The 22,175-nt window shown below is 73.8% G+C and carries 18 protein-coding genes; 6 read left to right on the forward strand and 12 right to left on the reverse strand.

From position 1 onward, the window contains the following. Positions 1-32: 32 nt before the first annotated feature. From PYR72_RS12455 to PYR72_RS12475, 5 genes are all read right to left on the reverse strand, one after another. Positions 33-2,318 carry an SWIM zinc finger family protein gene (locus tag PYR72_RS12455; protein ID WP_275455397.1) on the reverse strand — a complete coding sequence of 762 codons (2,286 nt, stop codon included), beginning with the start codon at positions 2,316-2,318 and terminating at the stop codon, positions 33-35. After that, positions 2,315-5,149, reverse strand: coding sequence for a DEAD/DEAH box helicase (locus PYR72_RS12460; protein WP_275455398.1), 2,835 nt, complete (start codon positions 5,147-5,149; stop codon positions 2,315-2,317). The genes PYR72_RS12455 and PYR72_RS12460 overlap by 4 nt, the downstream gene beginning before the upstream one ends. 138 nt (positions 5,150-5,287) lie before the next feature. Continuing rightward, a complete protein-coding gene (locus PYR72_RS12465) occupies positions 5,288-5,869 on the reverse strand; it encodes a sugar kinase (RefSeq protein WP_275455399.1) in 582 nt (193 codons plus the stop codon). After that, on the reverse strand, positions 5,866-7,011 hold the full coding sequence (locus PYR72_RS12470; RefSeq protein ID WP_012999673.1) for an ROK family glucokinase: 1,146 nt from the start codon (positions 7,009-7,011) through the stop codon (positions 5,866-5,868). Before PYR72_RS12470 ends, PYR72_RS12465 begins: the two co-directional genes overlap by 4 nt. A 158-nt stretch (positions 7,012-7,169) precedes the next feature. After that, positions 7,170-7,907: a GntR family transcriptional regulator gene (locus tag PYR72_RS12475; RefSeq protein ID WP_275460394.1), complete on the reverse strand. Its 738-nt coding sequence runs from the start codon at positions 7,905-7,907 to the stop codon at positions 7,170-7,172. Between the two features lie 129 nt (positions 7,908-8,036). On the opposite strand from PYR72_RS12475, the gene PYR72_RS12480 reads away from it, so the two are divergent. Beyond that, entirely contained in the window at positions 8,037-9,047 is a 1,011-nt protein-coding gene (locus PYR72_RS12480; RefSeq protein ID WP_012999675.1) for a Gfo/Idh/MocA family oxidoreductase, read from the forward strand. 151 nt (positions 9,048-9,198) lie between these two features. Here PYR72_RS12480 and PYR72_RS12485 read toward each other — a convergent pair whose 3' ends face one another. Next, entirely contained in the window at positions 9,199-10,389 is a 1,191-nt protein-coding gene (locus PYR72_RS12485) for a cytochrome P450 (protein WP_275455400.1), read from the reverse strand. Positions 10,390-10,425: 36 nt separating this feature from the next. Further along, positions 10,426-11,115: a response regulator transcription factor gene (locus PYR72_RS12490; RefSeq protein WP_275455401.1), complete on the reverse strand. Its 690-nt coding sequence runs from the start codon at positions 11,113-11,115 to the stop codon at positions 10,426-10,428. 148 nt (positions 11,116-11,263) lie between these two features. Here PYR72_RS12490 and PYR72_RS12495 point away from each other — a divergent pair, with 148 nt between their 5' ends. Continuing rightward, entirely contained in the window at positions 11,264-12,292 is a 1,029-nt protein-coding gene (locus PYR72_RS12495) for an aldo/keto reductase (RefSeq protein WP_275455402.1), read from the forward strand. Positions 12,293-12,311: 19 nt separating this feature from the next. On the opposite strand, the gene PYR72_RS12500 is transcribed toward PYR72_RS12495, so the two are convergent. Both PYR72_RS12500 and PYR72_RS12505 read right to left on the reverse strand, forming a co-directional pair. Beyond that, the gene (locus PYR72_RS12500; protein ID WP_275455403.1) at positions 12,312-13,157 is read right to left on the reverse strand and encodes a hypothetical protein; all 846 of its coding nucleotides are present in this window, start codon (positions 13,155-13,157) and stop codon (positions 12,312-12,314) included. Positions 13,158-13,429: 272 nt separating this feature from the next. After that, positions 13,430-14,716: a histidine kinase gene (locus PYR72_RS12505; protein WP_275455404.1), complete on the reverse strand. Its 1,287-nt coding sequence runs from the start codon at positions 14,714-14,716 to the stop codon at positions 13,430-13,432. 179 nt (positions 14,717-14,895) lie between these two features. On the opposite strand from PYR72_RS12505, the gene PYR72_RS12510 reads away from it, so the two are divergent. Then, the gene (locus tag PYR72_RS12510) at positions 14,896-15,099 is read left to right on the forward strand and encodes a hypothetical protein (RefSeq protein ID WP_275455405.1); all 204 of its coding nucleotides are present in this window, start codon (positions 14,896-14,898) and stop codon (positions 15,097-15,099) included. Between the two features lie 48 nt (positions 15,100-15,147). Here the strand turns inward: PYR72_RS12510 and alc are convergent, their stop codons facing one another. Continuing rightward, positions 15,148-16,287, reverse strand: a complete 1,140-nt coding sequence (alc, locus tag PYR72_RS12515; RefSeq protein WP_275455406.1) for an allantoicase — start codon at positions 16,285-16,287, stop codon at positions 15,148-15,150. Positions 16,288-16,339: 52 nt separating this feature from the next. Then, complete coding sequence (allB, locus tag PYR72_RS12520; RefSeq protein ID WP_275455407.1) at positions 16,340-17,680, reverse strand: allantoinase AllB; 1,341 nt, start codon at positions 17,678-17,680, stop codon at positions 16,340-16,342. Between the two features lie 271 nt (positions 17,681-17,951). Here allB and PYR72_RS12525 point away from each other — a divergent pair, with 271 nt between their 5' ends. Next, positions 17,952-18,761 carry an IclR family transcriptional regulator gene (locus PYR72_RS12525; RefSeq protein WP_275455408.1) on the forward strand — a complete coding sequence of 270 codons (810 nt, stop codon included), beginning with the start codon at positions 17,952-17,954 and terminating at the stop codon, positions 18,759-18,761. 421 nt (positions 18,762-19,182) lie between these two features. On the opposite strand, the gene PYR72_RS12530 is transcribed toward PYR72_RS12525, so the two are convergent. Next, positions 19,183-19,500 (reverse strand): DUF5955 family protein, encoded by a 318-nt coding sequence (locus PYR72_RS12530; protein ID WP_275455409.1) that lies wholly within the window; start codon positions 19,498-19,500, stop codon positions 19,183-19,185. Positions 19,501-19,735: 235 nt separating this feature from the next. Between PYR72_RS12530 and PYR72_RS12535 the strand changes: the two genes are divergently transcribed. Then, a complete protein-coding gene (locus PYR72_RS12535; protein ID WP_275455410.1) occupies positions 19,736-20,353 on the forward strand; it encodes a nucleotidyltransferase family protein in 618 nt (205 codons plus the stop codon). A gap of 187 nt (positions 20,354-20,540) precedes the next feature. After that, on the forward strand, positions 20,541-22,175 hold the full coding sequence (aceB, locus tag PYR72_RS12540) for a malate synthase A (RefSeq protein WP_275455411.1): 1,635 nt from the start codon (positions 20,541-20,543) through the stop codon (positions 22,173-22,175).

Here is a 22,175-nt window from a genome sequence, read left to right on the forward strand (position 1 = left end):
GGGCGCGGGTCCCTCCGGCGCCGGGCGGGCCGTCAGTCGTCGGAGGCCCCGAGCCCGGTCAGGGCGCCGACCGGGTCGAGGTCCGGGGTGCCTCTCGGCCACCAGTCGTCGCGGCCCGGTTCGGACTCGTACGCGTACCACAGGCCGTCGCGGCCGAGGCGGAGCTGGAGGTGGCCGCGGGGGTGGGTGAGGTGGTTGCGCCAGGGGCGGAAGGCCGGGAGGTCCGCGGCGCGCAGCGAGGGGCGGGCGCGGTCGAAGCGGCCGGCCGGCGGGTCCCAGGGCTCCTCCAGGACCGTCAGCCCTTCCGGACCGCCCTGCCGCCAGGCGGCGACGGCGCGGGCCAGGTCGGCCGGGGTGCGGCCGGTGGCCGCGGCCAGCGACGCGTACAGGGCCCGGGTCGCGGCGGTGAGACCGGAGCCGGGGCGGGCGGCGGCGAGCCGGACCGCGTCCTGCCACAGCGTCAGTTCGGCCACCGGGTCGCGTCCCGTGGTGAGCAGCGCGTGGGCGCGGGCGGCCGCGTCGGTGGCCAGCTGGTCCAGCGCGAAGGGGTCCGGGCCGCCGGGCGCGCCCGGGTACACCGGCGGCTGTTCCGGGTGCGGCGGAGGGGGCAGGGGGGCGGGCAGCGGGGGGAGGGTGCGCGGCGCGAGGGCGTCGCGGGCCCGGACCCCCGGGAACGCCGCGGGCTCGTGCCCCTGCTCCTGCGCGGCACGTGCGGCACGGGCCGCGTTCCGCCGGGACAGGGCGTCGAGCAGTTCCCGCTCGCCCCGGCCCCGCAAGAGCAGCAGCACGAACGGGTCCTCGTCCAGCAGGCGCGCGGTCTGGTAGCAGAGCGCCGCCGCGTGCTTGCAGGGGTGCCCGAAGTCGGGGCAGCTGCACCGGGGTTCCAGCTCGCCGGCGCCGGGCAGCAGACGCGTGCCCCGGCCCGCGCCGGGCCCCGGTCCCGGCCCGGCCAGGGCGGGCGGCAGTTCCTTGTCCAGCAGCGCGGCGATGTGGGCGGGCTGCTCCGCCGCCGCGTCCAGGAAGCGGTCCCACTCGTCGGAGTCCAGGGTCCGCAGCCGCAGTTGCACCCGGTACGGCCGCGCCCTGCTGCCGTGCACGTACGCGAGCACCAGCCCGGGTGTCACCGTGATCGCGTCCACCCGGCCCTGGTCCGCGTAGGTCCGCCCCCGCGCCAGCCGTGCGGGGTCGAGCGCACCCTCGTCCAGTGCGGTCACCCAGGCGTTGCCCCACCAGCTCTCCGCGAACGCCTCCCCGGCCGTGGGGCGCGGCGGGAACGGACGGAAGGTGCGCCGCAGTTCACCGTCGCGGGAAGGGGCGGCCATGGTGCGGGGCACGCGGGGGGCCGCGGGGAGGCCGGTGTCCGGACCCGGGAGAGACGGCCGGTCGGGGGCGTCCACCGGATCGGGGTCGGGGTCGGGGTCGGGTACCGCCGAGGGGGGTGCCGGGCGTGCGGACGGGCCGCCTGGCGGTGAGGCCGCGGGGCGAGGTGACGGTGACTCAGGGGAGGCAGCCACGGCCGAAGTCTGCTCGCTTGGCACAGAGTTCGGGCCCGGCCGGTCCGCAGGCACCGCCTTCCGGGCTGTCGTGCCGAGGGCCGCCGCCGCCCGGTCTCGCGCGACCGGGGCCCCCGTGGAGGCCCTTCCCGGTTGCGGCCGCTTCTCGGACGGCTCCAACTCGGTCAGCTGCGAGGGGAGTTCGAGTCCGTCGTGCGTACGGGGCGCCGGAGCCCGGTCGGGCGGCGCCGTCGCGCGCCGCGCGTCCCGGTCCTCGCTGTCGACGGCCTCGGCACGCGCGGCCTCCGCCTCCGCGCGGGCGGCCTCCGCCTCCGCGCGGGCCCGGACGGTGGCCTCGCGGGCGGCCCGCAGGGCCTCGCGGGCGATGTCGCCGGGGCGAGCCGCGGGCCTGCCCGCCTCCCCGGGCGACCTGTCCGGGGCGGGCCCGTCGGCGGCCCGGGGGTTACCTGGGCCGGCGGACGCCCGCTCCACCTGCCCCGGCGCGTCCTCGCGCTCCGGCGTCGGCTCCTGCGGACCCCCCGTCCGGGATTCCGCGGCCCTGCGCAACGCCTCCCGCGCCACGTCACCCGGCCGAGCGGGAGCCTGACGGGTCGTCCGGGCCTCGGACGACGCGCTCTCCGTCACTGCCGCCGAGGCGCCCGGCGCGTCCGGTTCGTCCGCGCCGGCGGCGTACCTGTCCCGCTCCCGTGCCGCGCGCAGCGCCCGGCGGACGGCGTCGGCGGGCCGGGCCGTGTCGGCGGGCCGGGCCCCGGTCGCACGCTCCGGTCCCTGCGCCTCGCCGGGTGTCTCCGCTCCCCCGCTCATGTCTGCCTCCGCAACGACACCAGGTCGGTCAGCTCCCGGTCCGTCAGTTCGGTGAGCGCCGCCTCGCCCGAGCCGAGGACGGCGTCGGAGAGGGCCCGCTTGGACTCCAGCATCTCGGCGATGCGGTCCTCGACCGTGCCCTCGGTGATGAGGCGGTGCACCTGGACGGGCTGGGTCTGGCCGATCCGGTAGGCGCGGTCGGTGGCCTGTTCCTCGACGGCCGGGTTCCACCAGCGGTCGAAGTGGACGACATGACCGGCCCGCGTGAGGTTCAGTCCGGTGCCGGCCGCCTTCAGGGAGAGGACGAGGACGGGTGTCGCCCCGCTCTGGAAGCGGTCCACCATGTGTTCGCGCTCGGTGACCGGTGTACCGCCGTGCAGCAGCTCGACCGGGACCGCGCGGGCGGCGAGGTGTGCGGTGATCAGTCGGGCCATGCCGACGTACTGGGTGAAGACCAGCGCGGAGCCGTCCTCGGAGAGCAGCGTGTCCAACAGCTCGTCCAGCAGCGCCAGTTTGCCGGAACGGCCTACGAACCGTTCTCCGGTCGCGGTGGCCGGATCCTCCTTCAGATACAGCGCCGGATGGTCGCAGATCTGCTTGAGGGCGCCCAGGAGTTTCAGGACCAGGCCCCGGCGGGCCATGCCCTCCGCCGTCTCGATGGCGAGCAGCGACTCGCGGACCACGGCCTCGTAGAGCGCGGCCTGTTCACGGGTGAGGGGGACGGGGTGGTCGCTCTCCGTCTTGGGCGGGAGTTCGGGGACGATGCCCGGGTCGGACTTCTTGCGGCGCAGCAGGAAGGGGCGGACCAGCCGGGCCAGCCGGGTGACCGCCTCCTGGTCCTCGCCGTTCTCCACGGCGCGGGCGTGGCGCGCGCGGAACGACTTCAGCGGGCCGAGGAGTCCCGGTGTGGTCCAGTCGAGCAGGGCCCACAGCTCGGAGAGGTTGTTCTCGACCGGGGTGCCGGTGAGGGCCACGCGCGCGGGCGCCGGGATCGTACGCAGGGCCTTCGCCGTCGCCGAGTAGGGGTTCTTGACGTGCTGGGCCTCGTCGGCGACGACCATGCCCCACTCCTGCTGGGCGAGACGCGGCGCGGTGGAGCGCATGGTGCCGTAGGTGGTGAGGACGAAGCCGCCGGCGAGGTCGTCCAGGGTGCGGTCGGGGCCGTGGAAGCGGCGCACGGGCACCCCGGGGGCGAAGCGGGCGATCTCGCGCTGCCAGTTGCCCAGCAGGGAGGCGGGACAGACGACCAGCGTGGGTTCCGGGCGGGCCCGGCGCAGGTGCAGGGCGATGACCGTGATCGTCTTGCCGAGGCCCATGTCGTCGGCGAGGCAGCCGCCGAGGCCGAGGGAGGTCATGAGGTCCAGCCAGCCCAGGCCCCGGAGCTGGTAGTCGCGCAGGGTGGCACGCAGGCCGGGAGGCGGGTCGACCGGGCCGACACCGGCCGTCAGACGGTCGCGGAGTGCCGCCAGCGCTCCGACCGGTACCGCCTCCACCGTCTCGCCGTCGACCTCCGTCCGGCCGGTGAGGGCTGCGGACAGGGCGTCCACCGGGTCGAGCAGGCCCAGTTCGCGTTTGCGGGCCTTGCGGACGAGGGCCGGGTCGACGAGGACCCACTGGTCGCGCAGGCGCACGATCGGGCGGTGGGCCTCGGCGAGGATGTCCATCTCGGCCTCGGTGAGCGGGTCGCCGCCGAGCGCCAGCTGCCAGCGGAAGCGCAGCAGTTCCTCGCCCTCGAAGAAGCCGGTGCCGTCGGTGGCGGAGCCGGGCGCCGGGTGGACCTCGGCGCGGGCGCTCAGGTCGTGGGCCAGGTCCCGGGGCCAGTGCACGGCGACGCCGGCCGCCGCGAGCCGGGTCGCGGCGACGCCCAGCAGGTCGGACAGTTCGTCCTCGGAGAGGGCGAGGACATCGGGGACGTCCTGTTCGGAGAGGCGGTCCAGGGGCGGCCAGACGCGGGCGGCGCGCCGGACGGCGAGGGCGGCGTCCACGCGCGCGCGGGGTCCGAACGCCGTGTCCGCGTCCCCCGACCACAGGGCGTCGGCGACGAGCGTGGGGTCGGCGAGGCTGTGCACCTGGACGACCGCCGCGCCCGCCCGCGGGGCGCCCTCGCTGTCGTCGAAGAGGTCGTGGGCCGCGAGGTCCAGGCGCAGGGAGACGCGGACGCCCGCGTCCATGCCGGCGGCGACCTCGGCCGCCCAGTCACGGGCCCCCGGCAGCCGCTGTCCGGCCTGCGCGGCGAAGGGTTTCCCCCAGACGTATGGCGCCGCCGGGCCGCGCGGCAGGGTGTCGGCGACCGCGTCCAGGAAGGACCGCACCAGGGGCTCCGGCTCGGGCAGCCGCAGCGGGCCCCTGCCGGGCAGCGGGACCGCGTGGCCCTCGGGGGGCAGGGCGGCGGCGACGGCCCTGAGGTGCGCGATGTCGTCCGGGTCCAGCGGACCCGCGCGCCAGGCGTCGTACCCCTCGGCGGTCAGTCCGGGCAGCAGGCGGCCCCGGGCGACCAGGCGCAGCGCGTGCAGGGCGGCCGCGCCCCAGCAGGCCGTGGCGGGGTGGGCGGCGGGGTCGCGGCGGGCGCGGGTGAGCAGGGGGAGGGCCTCTCCGACCGTCAGGCGGACGGCGGGGACGGTGCCTCGGCGGGCTCCGGACCCGTGCTGCCGTACGACGGTGAGGTCCTCGGTGTCTCCCGGTGGCGGGGCGTCGCCCGCCGGGTCCCAGAACGCGAACCGTCCGTGGCGGGGCAGCGGGGCCGGGAGGAAGACGGCGGCCAGCCGGACCGGGACGGCCGGGCGCGCGGGGGCGGGGCCGGTGTCGCTGCCGGGAACGGCGGTGTCCCCCATGGGTCCGGTCACCCCGCCTTCGGTCGGTGGAGCCGCCCGGGGTGCGGCTCCGATCACTGCCTCCGACTCTACGGGCGGGGTCCGACAATCGGTCGCGGCGAGCGGGCGACGGCCCGCCCGCGACGGTGTCCGCGCAGGTCAGGGCACGGTTCGCGAGACCACGTACACCATCGGATGGTCCGGGTTGGTCCGGTTCACGACGATGTCGTGGGTGGGGGCGGGGTTCTTGCGGTCGCTGACGAGGCCGTACCAGGGGCCGACGCCGGTGAAGTCCCAGCCGACGATCCCCCGGTCGCGGGCGTTGATGGCCATCTTGTCCTTCTTCAGGTCGGCGGTGCTGGTGCCGATCTGGTTCAGGAAGCTCTCCAGGCCCTCGTTGCTCGTGTAGAACTGCACGTAGAGACGGCTGGTCCGCCAGTTGTTCGTCTCGTAGTAGGCGACGTGCTTGGAGTACGGCGGGATCGGCACCTGGTAGAGGCGGCGCTGGACCAGGGAGGGCCAGTGGGCGGTGAGGCCGGTCGCCGAGTACTTCTCCTCCTTGTCCTTGCCGCTGTCGCGGCTCTGGTTGGCGGAGATCACCAGGTAGCCGGCGGGTACGCCGATGAGCAGCACGATGATCGCCAGGGTGATCGCCCGGCGGCGGTTGCGGTGCCTGCGGTCCTCGGGGGGCCGCTCCGGCTCCTCCGGGGAGGAGCCCTGGCGCGGCACCGACGTGGTCACGCGGTGTCCTGGGTGGTGCGGCGGGCCTCCACGTACCGCGCGTAGCGCTCGTACCGTTCCACCCGGCGCCGGTTGGCGCGGCGGAAGCGGCGGGCGACGAGTCTGGCGAGGTCGGCGGCACCCACCATGCCGGCCTCGGGCCCGAGCTGGGCGCGGGCGATCCGGGCCTCGGGGCGGTAGCCGCGGCCGGTGAGGTGACGGCGGAAGGCGTCCCGGGCGGGGCCGATCAGCAGGTCGTCGGCGGCCGAGACGCCGCCGCCGATGACGAAGCAGGAGGGGTCGAGGGCGGCGGCGAGGTTGGCGATGCCGACGCCGAGCCACTGGCCGATGTCCTGGAGCAGCTCGATGCACATCGCGTCGCCCTCACGGGCCAGCTCGGTGATCATCGGGCCGGTGATGTCCCCGATGTTCCCCTTGACGTGCTCGATGATCCCGTACGCCACCGGGGAGTCGGCCGCCGCGAGTTCGCGGGCCTCCCTGACCAGGGCGTTCCCCGAGCTGTACTGCTCCCAGCAGCCGCGGTTGCCGCACGGGCAGCGGTGGCCGCCGGGCACGACCTGCATATGGCCGAACTCGCCCGCGACCCCGAACTTGCCGCGCTTGACCTGGCCGTCCTCCAGGATCGCGCCGCCGATACCGGTACCGAGGGTGATCATGACCAGGTGGTCCTCGTCGCGGCCGGCACCGAACCGCCACTCGGCCCAGGCGGCGGCGTTGGCGTCGTTGTCGACGAGGACGGGCACGGCCAGGCGGCCGGCGAGGCGGTCGCGCAGGGGCTCGTTGCGCCAGGACAGGTGGGGGGCGAACAGGACGCGGTTGCGGTCCGCGTCCACCCAGCCGGCGGCGCCGATGCCGACGGCGTGCACGTCGTGCCGGTCGGAGAGGTCCAGGACCAGTTCCGTGATCGTGTCCTCGACGACCTGGGGGCTCTTGGACTTGTCCGGGGTCTCCGTGCGGAGCTTCTCCAGGATGTTGCCGTCGGCGTCCACGACGCCCGCCATCACCTTCGTGCCGCCGATGTCGATGCCGACGGTGGGGACGCGCGGGGCCGTCAGGTGGGAGCGGCGCTCGCGCGTTCCCACGGTCCGCAGGACGGTGGCCCGCGCGGAGCCGCGGTGGGTGAAGTCGCGGTAAGTGCTCATCGGGCCGATTCTGCCTTAGCGCTCCGCTTGGTGCGGCGTGGGGGCGGGGGGTGCCGGGGGTTGTTTTTCGGGTGCGGGTCCGGTGGGGGCTGGTCGCGCAGTTCCCCGCGCCCCTGAAAAGCGGGGGCTACGCCCCCGACAGCAGGGGGTGCCCTCTTCTAGGCCCTCACCAGGAGCTGGAAGTCGAAGGAGTAGCGGGATGCCCGGTAGATGTGGGTGCCGTACTCGACCGCGCGGCCCGTGTCGTCGAAGGTGGTGCGCTGCATGGTGAGCAGGGGCGCGCCCTCGGGTTCGGTGAGGCGGTCGGCCTCGTCCGCCGTGGCCGCCTTGGCGCCGATGGTCTGGCGTGCGCTGTGCAGGGTGATGCCGGTGGCGCGCATGAGGCGGTAGAGGCCGGTGGCTTCGAGCTGTGGGGAGTCGAGGTCGATGAGGTCGGCGGGGAGGTAGTTGCAGAGGTAGGCCACCGGTTCGCCGTGGGCCAGACGGAGTCGCTCGATCCGGTGGACTTCGCCGCCCTCCGCGACGGCCAGGGCGGCGGCGACCTCGGCGGACGCGGCGACGGTGGTGTTGAGCAGGACGCGGGTGGCCGGGCGCTGGCCGGCGGCCTCCAGGTCGTCGTAGAGGCTGCTCAGTTCCAGGGGCCGCTTGACCTGGCTGTGCACGACCTGGGTGCCCACGCCGCGGCGGCGTACGAGCAGGCCCTTGTCGACCAGGGACTGGATGGCCTGGCGGACGGTCGGGCGGGACAGGCCGAGGCGGGCCGCCAGCTCGATCTCGTTGCCCAGCAGACTGCCCGGGGTCAGCTCGCCGTGCTCGATCGCGGCCTCCAGCTGCTGGGACAGCTGGAAGTAGAGCGGGACCGGACTGCTGCGGTCGACGCTGAGCTGGAGCGACACGGTCGGAGCCTCTTCTGGTTTCGGCACGGGCCGAGCGTAGCCCCGGTGCAGGATGACGGGAAGTTGCGTAGTTCGGTTGTCCGGACAAAGCATTGACACAGCGGCGGGTACCACCCCACTTTGTTTCCCATGCGCATCGGACTCATCGGCGCGGGTCGCATCGGGACGTTTCACGCGACCACGCTCAGCCGCCACCGCGACGTCGGTTCTCTGATCATCACGGACGTCGATCGGGCGCGGGCCCACGACCTCGCGGAACGCCTCGGCGAGACGGTGGCGCCGGGGGTGGACGAGATCTTCACCTGGGGTGTGGACGCCGTGGTCATCACGGCCGCCACCTCGGCCCACGGCGAACTGATCGGTCGGGCAGCACGCTCGGGTCTCCCGGTCTTCTGCGAGAAACCCATCGCCGTGGACCTGCCGAACACGTTAAACGCGCTGACCGAGGTCGACGCCGCCGGGACGGTGCTGCAGATGGGGTTCCAGCGGCGCTTCGACTCCGGCTACGTCACCGCGCGGGAGGCGGTGCGCGCGGGCCGGCTCGGGCGGCTGCACACGGTACGGGCGCTCACGGCCGACCGGACGCCGCCGCCCGCGGCGTACCTGCCGGTCTCCGGCGGGATCTACCGGGACACGCTGATCCACGACTTCGACATCGTGCGGTGGGTGACGGGCCGCGAGGTCACCACGGTGTACGCCACCGGGTCGGACGCCGGGCATCCGATGTTCCGGGAGGCGCATGACCTGGACACCGCCGCCGCCGTGCTCACCCTGGAGGACGGGACGCTGGTGACGGCGACGGCGGCGCGGGTGAACGGGGCCGGGTACGACGTGCGGCTGGAGCTGGCCGGGGAGCTGGACACCGTGGTGGTCGGGCTGGACGACCGTACGCCCGTCGCGTCGACGGAGCCGAAGGGGCCGCCGCCCGCGGACAAGCCGTGGACCGGGTTCCTTGAGCGCTTCGCCGCCGCGTACGAGGCCGAGATCGGTGCGTTCGTGGAGGTGGTGCGCGGGGAGCGGGCCAACCCGTGCGACGGGCGCGAGGCGCTGCAGGCGCTCCGGGTCGCCGAGGCGTGCGAGCTGTCCCGGCTGGAGAACCGGCCCGTGAACCTCGGGGAGATCGCGGGGGGTCGGGAGTAGCGGTTGGCCTTCGGCGTGCCGGGTGCGCTCCGTCGGGGGGCTCACGTGGTGTCGCGGCCGCGGGTCCGGTGGGGGCTTCTCGCGCAGTTCCCCGCGCCCCTGGAAGGCAGGGGCTGCGCCCCATGCCTTCCAGGCCCGCGGAGAACCGCTCTCACCAGCGGAGCGGCAGGCTGCGTACTCCTCGTATCAGCATGCCCGGGAGCCAGGGGCCCGGCGGGCCGTCCGGGGTCAGGTCGGGGCAGCGGTCCAGGAGGGACTTCAGGGCGACTCGGGCCTCCAGTCGGGCCAGGGGTGCGCCGAGGCAGTAGTGGATGCCGTGGCCGAAGGCGAGGTGGCCGCGTGTGTCGCGGTGGATGTCGAAGCGGTCGGGGTCCGGGCAGCGGGCGCCGTCGCGGTCGGCGGCGGCCAGGCCGATCAGGACCGCGTCCCCCGCCGGGACGGTGGTGCCGCCGATGTCCAGCGGCTCGGCGGCGTAACGGAACGTCGCGTTCTCCACCGGGCCCTCGTGGCGCAGGGTCTCCTCCACGACCGCGTCGACGAGACGCGGGTCGGCGCGGACCTCGGCGAGTTGTCCGGGGTGGGCGAGCAGCGCGTGGACGGCTCCCGTGATGAGGTTGACCGTGGTCTCGTGGCCGGCGACCAGGAGGATGAAGGCCATACCGCGCAGTTCGGCGGGTGACAGCCGGTCGCCGTCCTCGTCGGTCGTGCGGATCAGGGCGCTCAGCAGGTCGTCGGCGGGCGGCGAGCAGCGCTTGTCCTCGATCAGTTCGCCCAGGTAGGAGGCGAGCTGGACGAACGCCTCGTACTCGCTCTCGCCGCTGGTCGGCGCGACCGCCTCCGTGGACAGCTTCCGGAAGGCCGCCCGGTCGATCTCGGGCACGCCGAGCAGTTCGCAGATGACGGTGAGCGGCAGGGGGTACGCGAACGACTCCACGAGGTCGGCGTGGCCCCGCGGCACCATGGCGTCCAGCAGCGAGTCGGTGATCTCCTGGATCCTCGGCCGCAGCCGCTCGACCCGGCGTCCGGTGAACTCCCGGGATATCAGCCCGCGCAGCCGGGTGTGCTGGGGCGGGTCGGCGACCAGCAGGTACTTGCCGATCAGCTCCTCGTCGAGGAACGTCATCCCGATCTTCGAGCCGTCCTTGGACAGCCGGGGGTCGGCGAGCGCCGCCCGCGCCTCCTCGTACCCCACGACGAGCCAGACCTCGTGGTGCGCGTCGGGCTTCGGCAGCCGGACCCGGTGCACGGGACCCCGTTCGCGCAGTGCGGCGTAGACGGGGTGCGGGTTCTCGGTGAAACCCGGCCCGTACTCCGCCAGATCGATCACGTCTTCCTGTTCCATGAGTCCCCCCTCACCCCTTCCAACTCCCGGGGCGGGTCAGGAGTGCCCGTCGTCCTCCGGCAGTCCCGCGTCGTACAGTCCCGCGTCGTAGGTCAACAGGGCGATCTGCACACGGTTGTTGAGGCCGAGTTTGGCGAGGACGCGGGAGACGTGGGTCTTGACGGTGGCGACGCTGAGGAAGAGTTCCGCGGCGATCTCGGCGTTGGAGGCGCCGCGGCCGACGGCGACGGCGACCTCGCGTTCACGGTCGTTGAGGACGGCGAGGCGCGCACGGGCGGTGTCGTGGCGGGTGCCGGGGGCGCCGCCGGCGGCGTGGGCCATGAGCCGGCGGGTGACGGCGGGCGAGAGGACGGGGTCACCGGCCGCGACCCGGCGCACCGCGTCGACGATGTCGGCGGGCGGGGTGTCCTTGAGGACGAACCCGGCGGCGCCCGCGCGCAGGGCGCGCAGCACCTGGCCGTCGGCGTGGAAGGTGGTGAGGACCACGACCTGGGGCCCGTCCGCGCGGGTGCGGAGCCGCTCGGTGGCGGTGAGGCCGTCGACGGTCGGCATCCGGATGTCCATGAGGACGACGTCCGGGCGGGTGCGGTCGACGAGGGCGTCCACCTCGCCGCCGTCGGCGGCCTCGCCCACGATCTCGATGTCGTCGGCGCCGCCCAGCATGAACGTGAGCCCGGCGCGCACGAGGGGGTCGTCGTCGACGAGGAGGAGTCGGATCGCGGTCATCGTCCCACCGTTCGGAAGTCGGTCATGAAGCACCTCTCGTGCCGGTCGCGGGTCCTACCGTAATGACACTCCGTGCCGGAGCCGCCGCGCCGCCGCGGCCGACCCGTTAGTGTCGGCCGGTACGGCATTCAACTGACGGAGGTTTTGGGTGCGTTACCGACTCCTGGGCCGGACCGGGCTCCGCGTCTCCGAACTGTTCCTGGGCGCCATGACGTTCGGGGAGCAGGGCGGGGTGGGGGCGCCCCGGGAGGAGTGCGCGCGGATCCTCGACGTGTACGCGGAGGCCGGCGGCAACGTGATCGACACGGCCGTCAACTACCGGGGCGGGGAGAGCGAGCGGATCGTCGGGGACCTGCTCAAGGGGCGGCGCGACCGGTTCGTGCTGTCCACCAAGTACACCGTCTCCCGCGACGGCACCGACCCCAACGCCGCCGGAAACCACCGCAAGAACCTCGCGCTGTCCCTGGAGACGAGCCTGCGGCGGCTGGGCACCGACTACATCGACCTCTACTGGGTGCACATCTGGGACCGGAACACCCCCGTCGAGGAGACGATGCGGGCCCTCGACGACGCCGTACGGTCCGGGAAGGTGCTGTACGTCGGCATCTCGGACGCCCCGGCCTGGGTGGTCGCGCGCGCCAACACCCTCGCGGAATGGCGGGGGTGGTCGGCGCTGTCGGCGCTGCAGGTGCCGTACAGCCTGCTGGAGAGGGACATCGAGCGCGAACTGCTGCCGATGGCGGAGGCGTTCGGCATGTCGGTGGCGGCCTGGAGTCCCCTGCAGAACGGCGTCCTGTCCGGCAAGTACACCCGCCCGGGCGGGGTGGCGCCCGGCACCACGACCCGGCTGTCGGCCGAGGCGATCGGGGCGCGTGAGCGCGCGGTCGCGGAGGCCGTGCAGAGCGCCGCGGACGAACTCGGCGCCACCCCGGCGCAGATCGCCATCGCCTGGACCATGGCCCACTCCCCCGCCGTCCACCCCATCGTCGGCGCCCGTCGCGTCGAACAGCTCATGGACAACCTGGGCGCCGCCCGTCTCGTCCTCCCCGAGGAGGTGCTGGCCCGGCTGGAGGAGACCACCGCCTTCCGGGTCGGCTTCCCCGGTGACTTCATCGACGAGGCGTCCGCCTGGGTGTACGGGGCGGCGGGGCAGCGGGTGGTGCCGCGCCGGGCGTGACGGCGGCGGGGGGCGCTCCTCACGCACGCAGGCGTACCCCGTGCCGGGTGCGCAGCCGGCGGATCTCCCACCACGCGACGGCCGTCACCGAGGCCGGTCCGCCGATGAGGGCGGCGAGCTGCACCAGGGGCGGGCCCGGCGGCGGGCCGCCGACGGCGAGGTTGATGGCGGAGAACTCCCAGACCAGGACGCCGGTGAGCAGCGCGGGGAGCGCGGGATGCACATCGACGGTGTTGAAGGCGCCGCGCACGGCCGGCCCGGTGGCGAAGACGATGAACAGCAGCACCCAGAGCAGGGGAACGAGCAGGGCGAGGGGCACCCACAGGCTCAGGTCCTGGTCCAGGCGCGTGCGGGTGTAGTAGATCGCCCCGGCGAGGAGCGGGATCGTCGTGAAGGCGCCGACGTACCACAGGGCGGACCTGCCGGCGGTGCGCAGCGGGGTGCGCATGGCCCGGCGCGCGTCCGTCGACGACCAGCGGAACAGGGCGGCGACGACCACGGGCGCGCTCAGGAGCAGCAGCCAGGGGGTGACCGTCAGCCGCATCATGAACTGCTGCTGCGCCTGGTCGACGTCCTCCGGTTTGCCGTACACCGCCAGGATCAGCAGGGACATGAGGGTGGCCGTCCAGGCGCGTCTGCGCTGCACCCGCAGCACGTCGTCGTCCAGGGTGCGGTGGCGGGGGCGGGAGGGGAAGATCCGGCGGGCGGGGCGGCGGGCCGAGCGCGCCAGCGGGTAGCCGACCAGCAGACCGACGACCATCGGCCACGCGCACATCGCGGCCAGCGCCCAGAGGCAGCCGTGCAGCCTGAGTCCGCTCAGGAACTGGCCGAGCGGCGGCCATTCGTCCTCCCGCAGCCGCCGCACGAGCGTGGGCGGCGGGCCGTAGGGGGGATACGGCGGGACGTACGGGGGAGGCGGTGGGTGTGGTCCGCCGCCCGGTGGCGGCCAGGGTGGCTGATACGGATTCCGTCCCCCGACACTCACTGCGCTGTCCCCTCCCGTCCCGGTCCCGGGACGCTCCGGTGCTGTGTGCCGTACGTGCCTCGGCGGCCGTACGGGTCAACTGGCCATCTTGGGGGACGAGATGGCGTTGCGCACCCCGATAGGGACGGTCCGCTCGAAGGTGTGGTCCGGGGTCACCCCCAGGGCAGCGTCGCCCGCACCGCGAAACCGCCGTCGGCCTCGGGGCCGTGGTCCAGGCGGCCCCCGGCCAGGGTGGCGCGTTCGGTGAGGCCGATGAGGCCCTGGCCGGAGCCGGGGACGTGCGGGACCTCCCCCGGGGGCGCGGGGTTGCGCACGTCGACGGTGAGTCCCCCGCCCGGGGCGCCCCTCACGGTGACGGTGACCTCGGCCCCGGGGGCGTGCTTGCGGGCGTTGGTCAGGCACTCCTGCGCGATGCGGTAGGCGGTGCGGCCGACGGAGGCGGGGACGGCGGCGCGGTCGGTGACGTGCTGGTCGAGGGTGACCTTCATGCCGGCCTCGCGGCACTCGGCGACGAGGGTGTCGAGCTCGGTGAGGGTGGGCTGGGGGCGGCCCGCCTCGTCGGGTGCGCCGGCGCGCAGCACGCCGATGATCTCCCGCAGGTCCTGGAGGGCCTCGTGGGCGCTCTCCCGGATGACGCCCGCCGCGCGGACGATCTCGGGGCGGGGCGCGTCGGGCCGGAACTCCAGCGCGCCCGCGTGCACGCTCAGCAGGGTCAGGCGGTGTGCCAGGACGTCGTGCATCTCCCGCGCGATGGACTCGCGGGCGAGCCGTTGCGCCTGCTCGGCCCGCAGCGCCGCCTCCCTCTCGGCGCGCCGGGCGCGGTCCCGGAAACTGAGCATGAGCTGCCGCTTGGAGCGCACGAACATGCCCCAGCCGACGATCGCGGCGGTGAGGACGAAGACGAGGAGGATCGCCCAGGGATAGGAGACGTCGGGGTCGGGGCGCAGCCAGAAGAAGAGCGGGGCCAGCAGGAGGGAGGCGCCGCCGATCCAGGCCACGTACCGGAAGGGCCGGTGCACGGTGAGGGTGAAGAGGGCGACGAGGCCGGCGCCGCCCGCGGTGTTGGACACGAAGCAGACCGGGACCATCGCCACGGCGAGGCCGACGGGCCAGCGGCGGCGCAGCCAGACGGCCGCGCAGGCGAGCGCTCCCAGCACCTGGTCGAGGACGGCGAAGGTCTGCGGCAGGCCGGTTTCGTTCCTGACCGTCTCCACGCCGAGGAGCCCGATGAACACGGCCAGCAGGAAGCAGGTGAAGTCGACGACCCAGTCACGCGCGGTCCGCGCGGGCCGCACGGGCCGCCGTCCGGGGCGGGCCTGACCGGGGGCGGGTGCGTCACCGGGCACGGTGGCGAGGTCGTCGTCGAGCAGGGCCGACGGCAGCAGCCAGCTCCGCCCCGGGAGGGCGGCGGGCTCCGGCCCCGGCTTGTCACCATTCACGGTCGACAAATCTACGCAGGGACGGGCCCCGTCACCTCCCCCGCGCCGGTGATCGCGACGAAAGTCGCGGCCCGCTCGACTTTCGTCGGCCCGCGGCCCCGTGGAGGGGTACCGCGGTCGGAGGGTGACCGCCCCGCGGCCGATGAACGGGCGGGTGCCGCGGGGCGAGGATCCCTTGCATGAAGCAGTTGTTGGAGTTCTTCGGGTTCCTCGCCCTGATGCAGGGCACGGGCGGTCTCGTGTACGAACTCACCGGCAGGCTGAGGTGGGGGGTGACACAGCGGTGGAGCGCCCTGGACGGCTACGAGATCTATGTCAGCATCGCGCTGATCGTCCTGGCCCTCGCGATGTTCGCGGCGGCGGACGGCCGGAAGTCCGGGTGACACACCGGCCGTACGGGGCGGGCCGAGTCGTGTCCTTCCCGGGGTCGCTCAGCCGCCCAGTTCCTGGTGGCGGGCCGACAGACGGGTCGCGCCCTCCCCCGTGAGGGAGCCGAACAGGCGCAGCCGGGAGATGCCGCCGTCGGGGTAGATGTCGACGCGGGCGTGGGTGGCCACGACCGGGGCGTCGAGGACGAAGCGGTGCAGGCTGTCGGGCTGCAGACGGGTGCGCGGGAGGATCTCGGTCCAGTCGCCGTCGACGCCGTCCTCGCCGTCGCGCACCGAGACCGTGGCCCAGCCGGCCGCGTTGCCCTTGAGGTACGCCGTGTCGATCTCCAGCGCACGGATCTCGGACTGGGCGGCCAGGCGGTAGCGGATCCAGTCGTTGCCCTGGTCACGGCGCCGGCGGGTCTCCCAGCACTCGTGCATCACCCGGGCGCGGCCGGGCTGGATGGTGTTGGTGGCGGGTGAGTAGAAGAGGTTGGAGGCGTCCTCGGCCCGGCCGCCGTTCTCCAGGGCGACCACGTCGAAGGTGCCGAGGGCGGCCAGCCAGGCCGGGTCCGGCACGACCTCGCCGTACACCCGCAGGCGGGCGACGCCGCCGTCGGGGTGCTGGTTGAGGCGGAGGTGGGTGAAGCGCTGCTCCACGGAGACCTCGAAGCCGTTGGCCGCGTGGCCGCCGACCGGGGTGCGCGGGACGAGGGTCGTCCACTTGACGTCGTCGGCGAGCAGTTCCTCCGGCGACGGGAACCCGGCCACACACGCGGCCTCGACGGAGACGGCCTGCGGGTAGTTGCCCCGGAAGTGGGCCGTGTCGACGACGATCCCGCGGATCACACCGGGCGCGCCCAGGCGGATCAGGGCCCAGTCGTGGTCGTCGGCCGTCGGCCAGGGGTGGTCGGCCGAGGCACCCCGGCGGCGGCGTGTCTCCCAGCCGTCCATGATCTTGCCCTTGTGCCCGAAGTGCTCGGGGTCGAACTCGGCGCGCTCCGGCACCAGCAGGTTCTCGCGCTGGGCGAAGAACTCGTCGTTGGCGGCGACCACACCGGCGCCGAGCCTGCGGTCGGCGAGGTCGGCGTACCGGGTGAAGGGGAAGTCGGCGGTGCGGTAGTCCGCGTACGGGTCGCCGCCGCCGTACGGGCTCGCGTCGCCGGTGAATCCCGCCGACGGGGAGTGCTGCTGCGCCGTCACGATGATCAGGTCTGCCTTTCGGTGGTCGCCTGCCGCGGGTGCGGAGGGTGGATCAGGGGGTGCGGGTGAGGAGTTGTCCCTTCGGGGCGGTGAACTCGCCGTCCGCGACGATGCGTTCGCCGCGCAGCCAGGTGGACTTGACCACGCCGTACAGGGTCTTCCCGGCGTAGGCGGTGACGCGGTTGCGGTGGTGGAGGGCGGCCGGGTCGACGGTGAAGGTCTCGTCCGGGGCGAGGACGGCGAAGTCGGCGTCGCGGCCCGCCTCGATGGCGCCCTTGCGGTCGTCCAGGCCGACCAGTTCGGCGGTGCGCGACGACATCCAGCGGACGACGTCCTCCAGGCCGTGGCCGCGCCTTCGGGCCTCCGTCCAGACCGCCGCGAGGCTGAGCTGCAGGCCGGAGATGCCGCCCCAGGCGGTGGCGAAGTCGTCGGTCTTCAGGTCGGCCGTGGACGGGGAGTGGTCGGTGACCACACAGTCGATCGTGCCGTCCGCGAGGGCCTGCCAGAGCAGATCCTGGTTGGCGGACTCCCGGATGGGCGGGCAGCACTTGAATTCGCTGGCCCCGTCCGGGACTTCCTCGGCGGTGAGGGTGAGGTAGTGGGGGCAGGTCTCGACGGTCACGCGGACGCCGTCCCGCTTGGCCTCGGTGATCAGCGGGAGCGCGTCGGCGGAGGAGAGGTGCAGGACGTGGACGCGCGCGTCGAGGCGGCGGGCCTCGGCGACGAGGGTCGCGATGGCGCTGTCCTCGGCGTGGCGCGGGCGCGAGGCGAGGAAGTCGGCGTACCGCGGGCCGCCCCGCTGGGGTGCGGCGTCGAGGTGGTGCGGGTCCTCGGCGTGGACGATGAGCAGGCCCCCGAAGCCAGCGATCTCGGCCAGGGAGCGGGCGAGTCCGTCCCGGTCCAGGTGCGGGAACTCGTCCACGCCCGACGACGACAGGAACGCCTTGAAGCCGAAGACCCCGGCGTCGTGCAGCGGCCGCAGTTCCTTGACGTTGTCGGGCAGGGCGCCGCCCCAGAAGCCGACGTCGATGTGCGCCTTGTCGGCGGCCACCTCGCGCTTGACGCGGAGATGGTCGGGCGTGGTGGTCGGCGGGAGGGAGTTGAGCGGCATGTCGACGAGGGTGGTGATGCCGCCGGCCGCCGCGGCGCGGGTGGCCGTCCAGAAGCCCTCCCAGTGGGTGCGGCCGGGGTCGTTCACATGGACGTGGGTGTCGACGAGGCCCGGCAGCAGGACGTGGTCGCCGACGTCCTCCAGGCGGGCGCCGGGCGGCACCTCGGCGTCGTACGGCAGGACGGCCGTGATCCTGCCGTCCGCGACGGCGACCGCGGCGGGGCGCGTTCCGTCGGGGGTGAGGACACGCGTCGAGCGCATCACCAGTTCAGCCTCGGACACCCGGACCCCTCTCGCCGTACCGCTGTTCACTTCCGCGTCACGGTATTTACTTCCGCGTAACGGAATTCAACGTTCTGTTGAAGGAGTTTTCACCCCCGCCCGCACCCCGTCAAGGGCGCACCTTCCACTCTGCCTCGCCCGCATCCACTCTGGATGTTTTCACAAGACGGAATTAGAATTCCACTGAGCAGAACGTAGTGACGCACAAGCGAGTAGTCAATGAACTGCCCGGTAGGCTGCGACCTCCCTGCCATCCGAAAGGACCGTGCCCGTGCCGACGTCCAGCGCCAGCGCCACCGAGTCCACCAAGTCGTCCTCCGGTGGCGTCCAGTCCCTGGAGCGCGCCTTCGATCTGCTGGAGCGGATGGCGGACGCCGGCGGCGAGGTGGGTCTCAGCGAGCTGTCCGCGAGCAGCGGGCTGCCGCTGCCGACCATCCACCGGCTGATGCGGACGCTGGTGGTCTGCGGCTACGTCCGCCAGCAGTCCAACCGGCGGTACGCCCTCGGCCCGCGCCTGATCCGCCTCGGCGAGTCCGCGTCCCGGCTGCTCGGCACCTGGGCGCGGCCCTACCTCGCCCGCCTGGTGGAGGAGACCGGCGAGACGGCGAACATGGCGCTCCTGGACGGCGACGAGATCGTGTACGTGGCCCAGGTGCCGTCCAAGCACTCGATGCGGATGTTCACCGAGGTGGGCCGGCGGGTGCTGCCCCACTCCACCGGCGTCGGCAAGGCCCTGCTCGCCGACGTCCCGGCCGAGGAGGTCCGGGCGCTGCTGTCCCGTACGGGCATGCCGGCCGCCACCGAGAAGACGATCACCACCCCCGAGGGCTTCCTGAGCGCCTTGGAGGAGGTCCGCCGGGTCGGGTACGCCGTCGACGACAACGAGCAGGAGATCGGCGTCCGTTGCCTCGCGGTCTCCGTCCCCGACTCCCCCACCGCCGCGGCCATCTCCATCTCCGGCCCCGCCGGACGCGTCACCGAGGCGGCGACGGAGCGGATCGTGCCGGTGCTGCGGCAGGTGGCGGCGGAACTGTCGGAGGCGCTGGCGAACTCGGGCGCCGGAACGGCCGCCGGGAACTGAAGGCGGGCAGGCGGACGCCACGGGGAACCGAGGGCGCACGGGCGGACGCCACCGGGGACCGAGAGCACACGGGCGGACGCCGCGAGGAACGGAAGGGTGCGCGGCCGGACGCCACCGGGGACTGAAGGCAGGCGATCCGACGCCACGAAGAACCGAGGGCGCGCGGTCGGACGCCACCAGGGACTGAAGGCAGGCGATCCGACGCCACGAAGAACCGAGGGCGCGCGGTCGGACGCCACCAGGGAATGAGGGCGCGTGGGCGGGCGCCGTACGGACTGAGGGTGCGCGGGCGGGTGTGGATCCGGCGGGGTCTCTCTCGTGGCGGGTCGCGGACCCCGGAAAGCGGGCCGCACCGCCGCACCTCCGCGGCCCGCAGGGCCGTCGGCGCCGCCTCTTCGCAGGTCGTCGACCGTCGGCGAGGTCAGCGCCGTCGCGGCGGCTCCCCGAAGAGTTCGACCGCCGTCCGCACGTCCGCCAGCCCCCTGGCCAACGCGCTCACCGACCCTATCGACCCCGCGATCAGCAACAGGGACCGACGTAAGCGCGGCACCTCGGGCATGCCGGTCACCGCCATCGCCGCGAGCGCCGCCAGTTCGTCCTCGGCGATCCCACGGTCGGGGAACTCGGCCGGGTGCGCGGCCAGTTCACGGCGCAGCCGGGACACGGCCGACCGCAATCCCGCCACCCTCGGATCCTCGTCACTGCCGGTCACTGGCCTCTGCCCCAAGCTCCGCAACACAGCCCTCCCCCTCCCCGCCCGCTCCCTCGCGCGCGAGGCACGGCCGTGCGTCCGGGCACGGCCCGCCACCGGTGGCGTCGGTCGGGCGCCGGAGGTGGCGCGGGACAGTTAACGCCAATTGGTGTGGCGAGCGCCACCACGGGGACCGAAATTCAGTCCCGGGACCTCGCCCGGCCCACCGCCGGCCCGTCCGGCTTCACGCGGTACCCGCGTCCGGTCGGGTATGCAGGGGGACATGACGCACCATGAGACCCAGAGCCGGCCCCGGGGCCCGGTCGTCGGGCTGCTGCTGGCCGCCGGCGGCGGGCGCCGCCTCGGCGGCCGCCCCAAGGCCCTGCTGACCCATCGCGGCCGCCCGCTGGTCGAACACGCGGCCGGGGTGCTGCGGGCGGGCGGCTGCACCCGGATCCATGTGGTCCTGGGCGCCGACGCGGCGACCGTCCGCGCGCGGGCCGACCTGCCCGGCTGCGTCCTGGTGGACAACCCGGAGTGGGCCGAGGGCATGGGCTCCTCGCTGCGGGCCGGACTGGCCTCGCTGACCGGGACGGACGCCGGCGCCGCCCTGGTCTCGCTCGTCGACCAGCCGGGGATCGGCCCGGAGGCGGTGGCCCGCGTCCTCGCCGCGGACGGGTCGCGGGACTCGCTCGCGGCGGCGGCGTACGACGGGGTGCGAGGCCATCCCGTCCTCTTCGGCGCCGCGCACTGGACGGGGATCGCCGAGTCCGCCACCGGCGACCAGGGGGCGCGCGCCTATCTGCGGGCTCACGGCGGCACGCTCACGCTGGTCGAGTGCGGGGACGTGGCGCGGCCGTACGACATCGACACCGAGGCCGATCTCGCCCACCTGGAGTAAGGGTCACGGCGCCCGGCGCCGCCGCCCCTCGACCCGAAGAATCTTGACATCAACAAAACATTGAACTTCCACCATGAGGAAACTATTATCCATTTTCCAGAGGCGCCCGGCTCATCCACGGGCGTTCACCGTCCCACCCGGGTCGACCGACACCCGGTGCCACGCCCGCTGAAGGAAGTGACCGCTCATGTCCGCACCAGCGCCGTCCCCGCTGGCCATCGTCGACGCCGAGCCCCTGCCCCGCCAGGACGAGATCCTCGACCAGGCCGCCCTCGCCTTCGTGGCCGAACTGCACCGCCGGTTCACGCCCCGGCGTGACGCACTGCTGGCCCGCCGCGCCGAGCGGCGCGCCGAGATCGCCCGCACCTCCACGCTCGACTTCCTCCCGGAGACCGCCGCGATCCGCGCCGACGACACATGGCGGGTCGCCCCCTCCCCCGCCGCGCTGGACGACCGGCGCGTCGAGATCACCGGCCCCACCGACCGCAAGATGACGATCAACGCCCTGAACTCGGGCGCACGGGTCTGGCTCGCGGACTTCGAGGACGCCTCCGCGCCGACCTGGGAGAACGTGGTCCTCGGCCAGGTGAACATGGCCGACGCCTACACCCGGAACATCGACTTCACCGACGAGCGCACCGGCAAGTCGTACAGCCTGCGCCCGAACGAGGAGCTGGCGACGGTCGTCATGCGCCCGCGCGGCTGGCACCTCGACGAGCGCCATCTCGTCGACGCCGACGGCACCCCCGTCCCCGGCGCGCTCGTCGACTTCGGCCTGTACTTCTTCCACAACGCGCAGCGGCTGCTGGACCTCGGCAAGGGCCCGTACTTCTACCTCCCGAAGACCGAGTCGCACCTCGAAGCCCGCCTGTGGAACGAGGTGTTCGTGTTCGCGCAGGAGTACTGCGGCATCCCGCAGGGCACGGTCCGCGCGACCGTCCTGATCGAGACGATCACGGCCGCGTACGAGATGGAGGAGATCCTCTACGAACTCCGCGACCACGCCTCCGGGTTGAACGCCGGCCGCTGGGACTACCTGTTCTCCATCGTGAAGAACTTCCGTGACGGCGGAGCCAGGTTCGTCCTCCCGGACCGCAACGCGGTCACGATGACGGCGCCGTTCATGCGGGCGTACACCGAACTCCTCGTCCGCACCTGCCACAAGCGCGGCGCGCACGCGATCGGCGGCATGGCCGCGTTCATCCCGTCGCGGCGCGACGAGGAGGTCAACAAGGTCGCGTTCGAGAAGGTCAAGGCCGACAAGGACCGCGAGGCGAACGACGGCTTCGACGGCTCCTGGGTGGCCCACCCGGACCTGGTCCCGATCGCCATGGCCTCCTTCGACGCCGTCCTCGGCGACAGGCCGAACCAGAAGGACCGCCTGCGCGAGGACGTCGAGGTGAAGGCCGCCGACCTGATCGCCGTCGACTCCCTCGCCGCCCGGCCGACGTACGCCGGTCTCGTCAACGCCGTCCAGGTCGGCATCCGGTACATCGAGGCGTGGCTGCGGGGCCTCGGCGCCGTCGCCATCTTCAACCTCATGGAGGACGCGGCCACCGCCGAGATCTCCCGCTCCCAGATCTGGCAGTGGATCAACGCGGGCGTCGAGTTCGAGCACGACGGACAGACGGTGAAGGCCACGCCGGAACTGGCCCGCAAGGTCGCGGCCGAGGAACTCGCCGGCCTGCGTGCGGAGTTGGGTGAGGAGGCGTTCGCCGCCGGGCACTGGCAGCAGGCCCACGACCTGCTGCTGGAGGTCTCCCTCGACGAGGACTACGTCGACTTCCTGACCCTGCCGGCGTACGAGCAGCTCAAGGGCTGA

It is taken from the genome of Streptomyces sp. VNUA24 (genome assembly GCF_029167005.1).
GTDB classification, from domain to species: Bacteria; Actinomycetota; Actinomycetes; order Streptomycetales; family Streptomycetaceae; genus Streptomyces; species Streptomyces scabiei.

Coding starts and splice junctions, on each gene's coding strand:
- PYR72_RS12455 (WP_275455397.1), bottom strand. CDS start 2,318: ATGAGCGGGGGAGCGGAGACACCCGGCGAGGCGCAGGGACCGGAGCGT.
- PYR72_RS12460 (WP_275455398.1), bottom strand. CDS start 5,149: ATGGGGGACACCGCCGTTCCCGGCAGCGACACCGGCCCCGCCCCCGCG.
- PYR72_RS12470 (WP_012999673.1), bottom strand. CDS start 7,011: ATGAGCACTTACCGCGACTTCACCCACCGCGGCTCCGCGCGGGCCACC.
- PYR72_RS12480 (WP_012999675.1), top strand. CDS start 8,037: ATGCGCATCGGACTCATCGGCGCGGGTCGCATCGGGACGTTTCACGCG.
- PYR72_RS12485 (WP_275455400.1), bottom strand. CDS start 10,389: ATGGAACAGGAAGACGTGATCGATCTGGCGGAGTACGGGCCGGGTTTC.
- PYR72_RS12490 (WP_275455401.1), bottom strand. CDS start 11,115: ATGACCGCGATCCGACTCCTCCTCGTCGACGACGACCCCCTCGTGCGC.
- PYR72_RS12510 (WP_275455405.1), top strand. CDS start 14,896: ATGAAGCAGTTGTTGGAGTTCTTCGGGTTCCTCGCCCTGATGCAGGGC.
- PYR72_RS12535 (WP_275455410.1), top strand. CDS start 19,736: ATGACGCACCATGAGACCCAGAGCCGGCCCCGGGGCCCGGTCGTCGGG.
- aceB (WP_275455411.1), top strand. CDS start 20,541: ATGTCCGCACCAGCGCCGTCCCCGCTGGCCATCGTCGACGCCGAGCCC.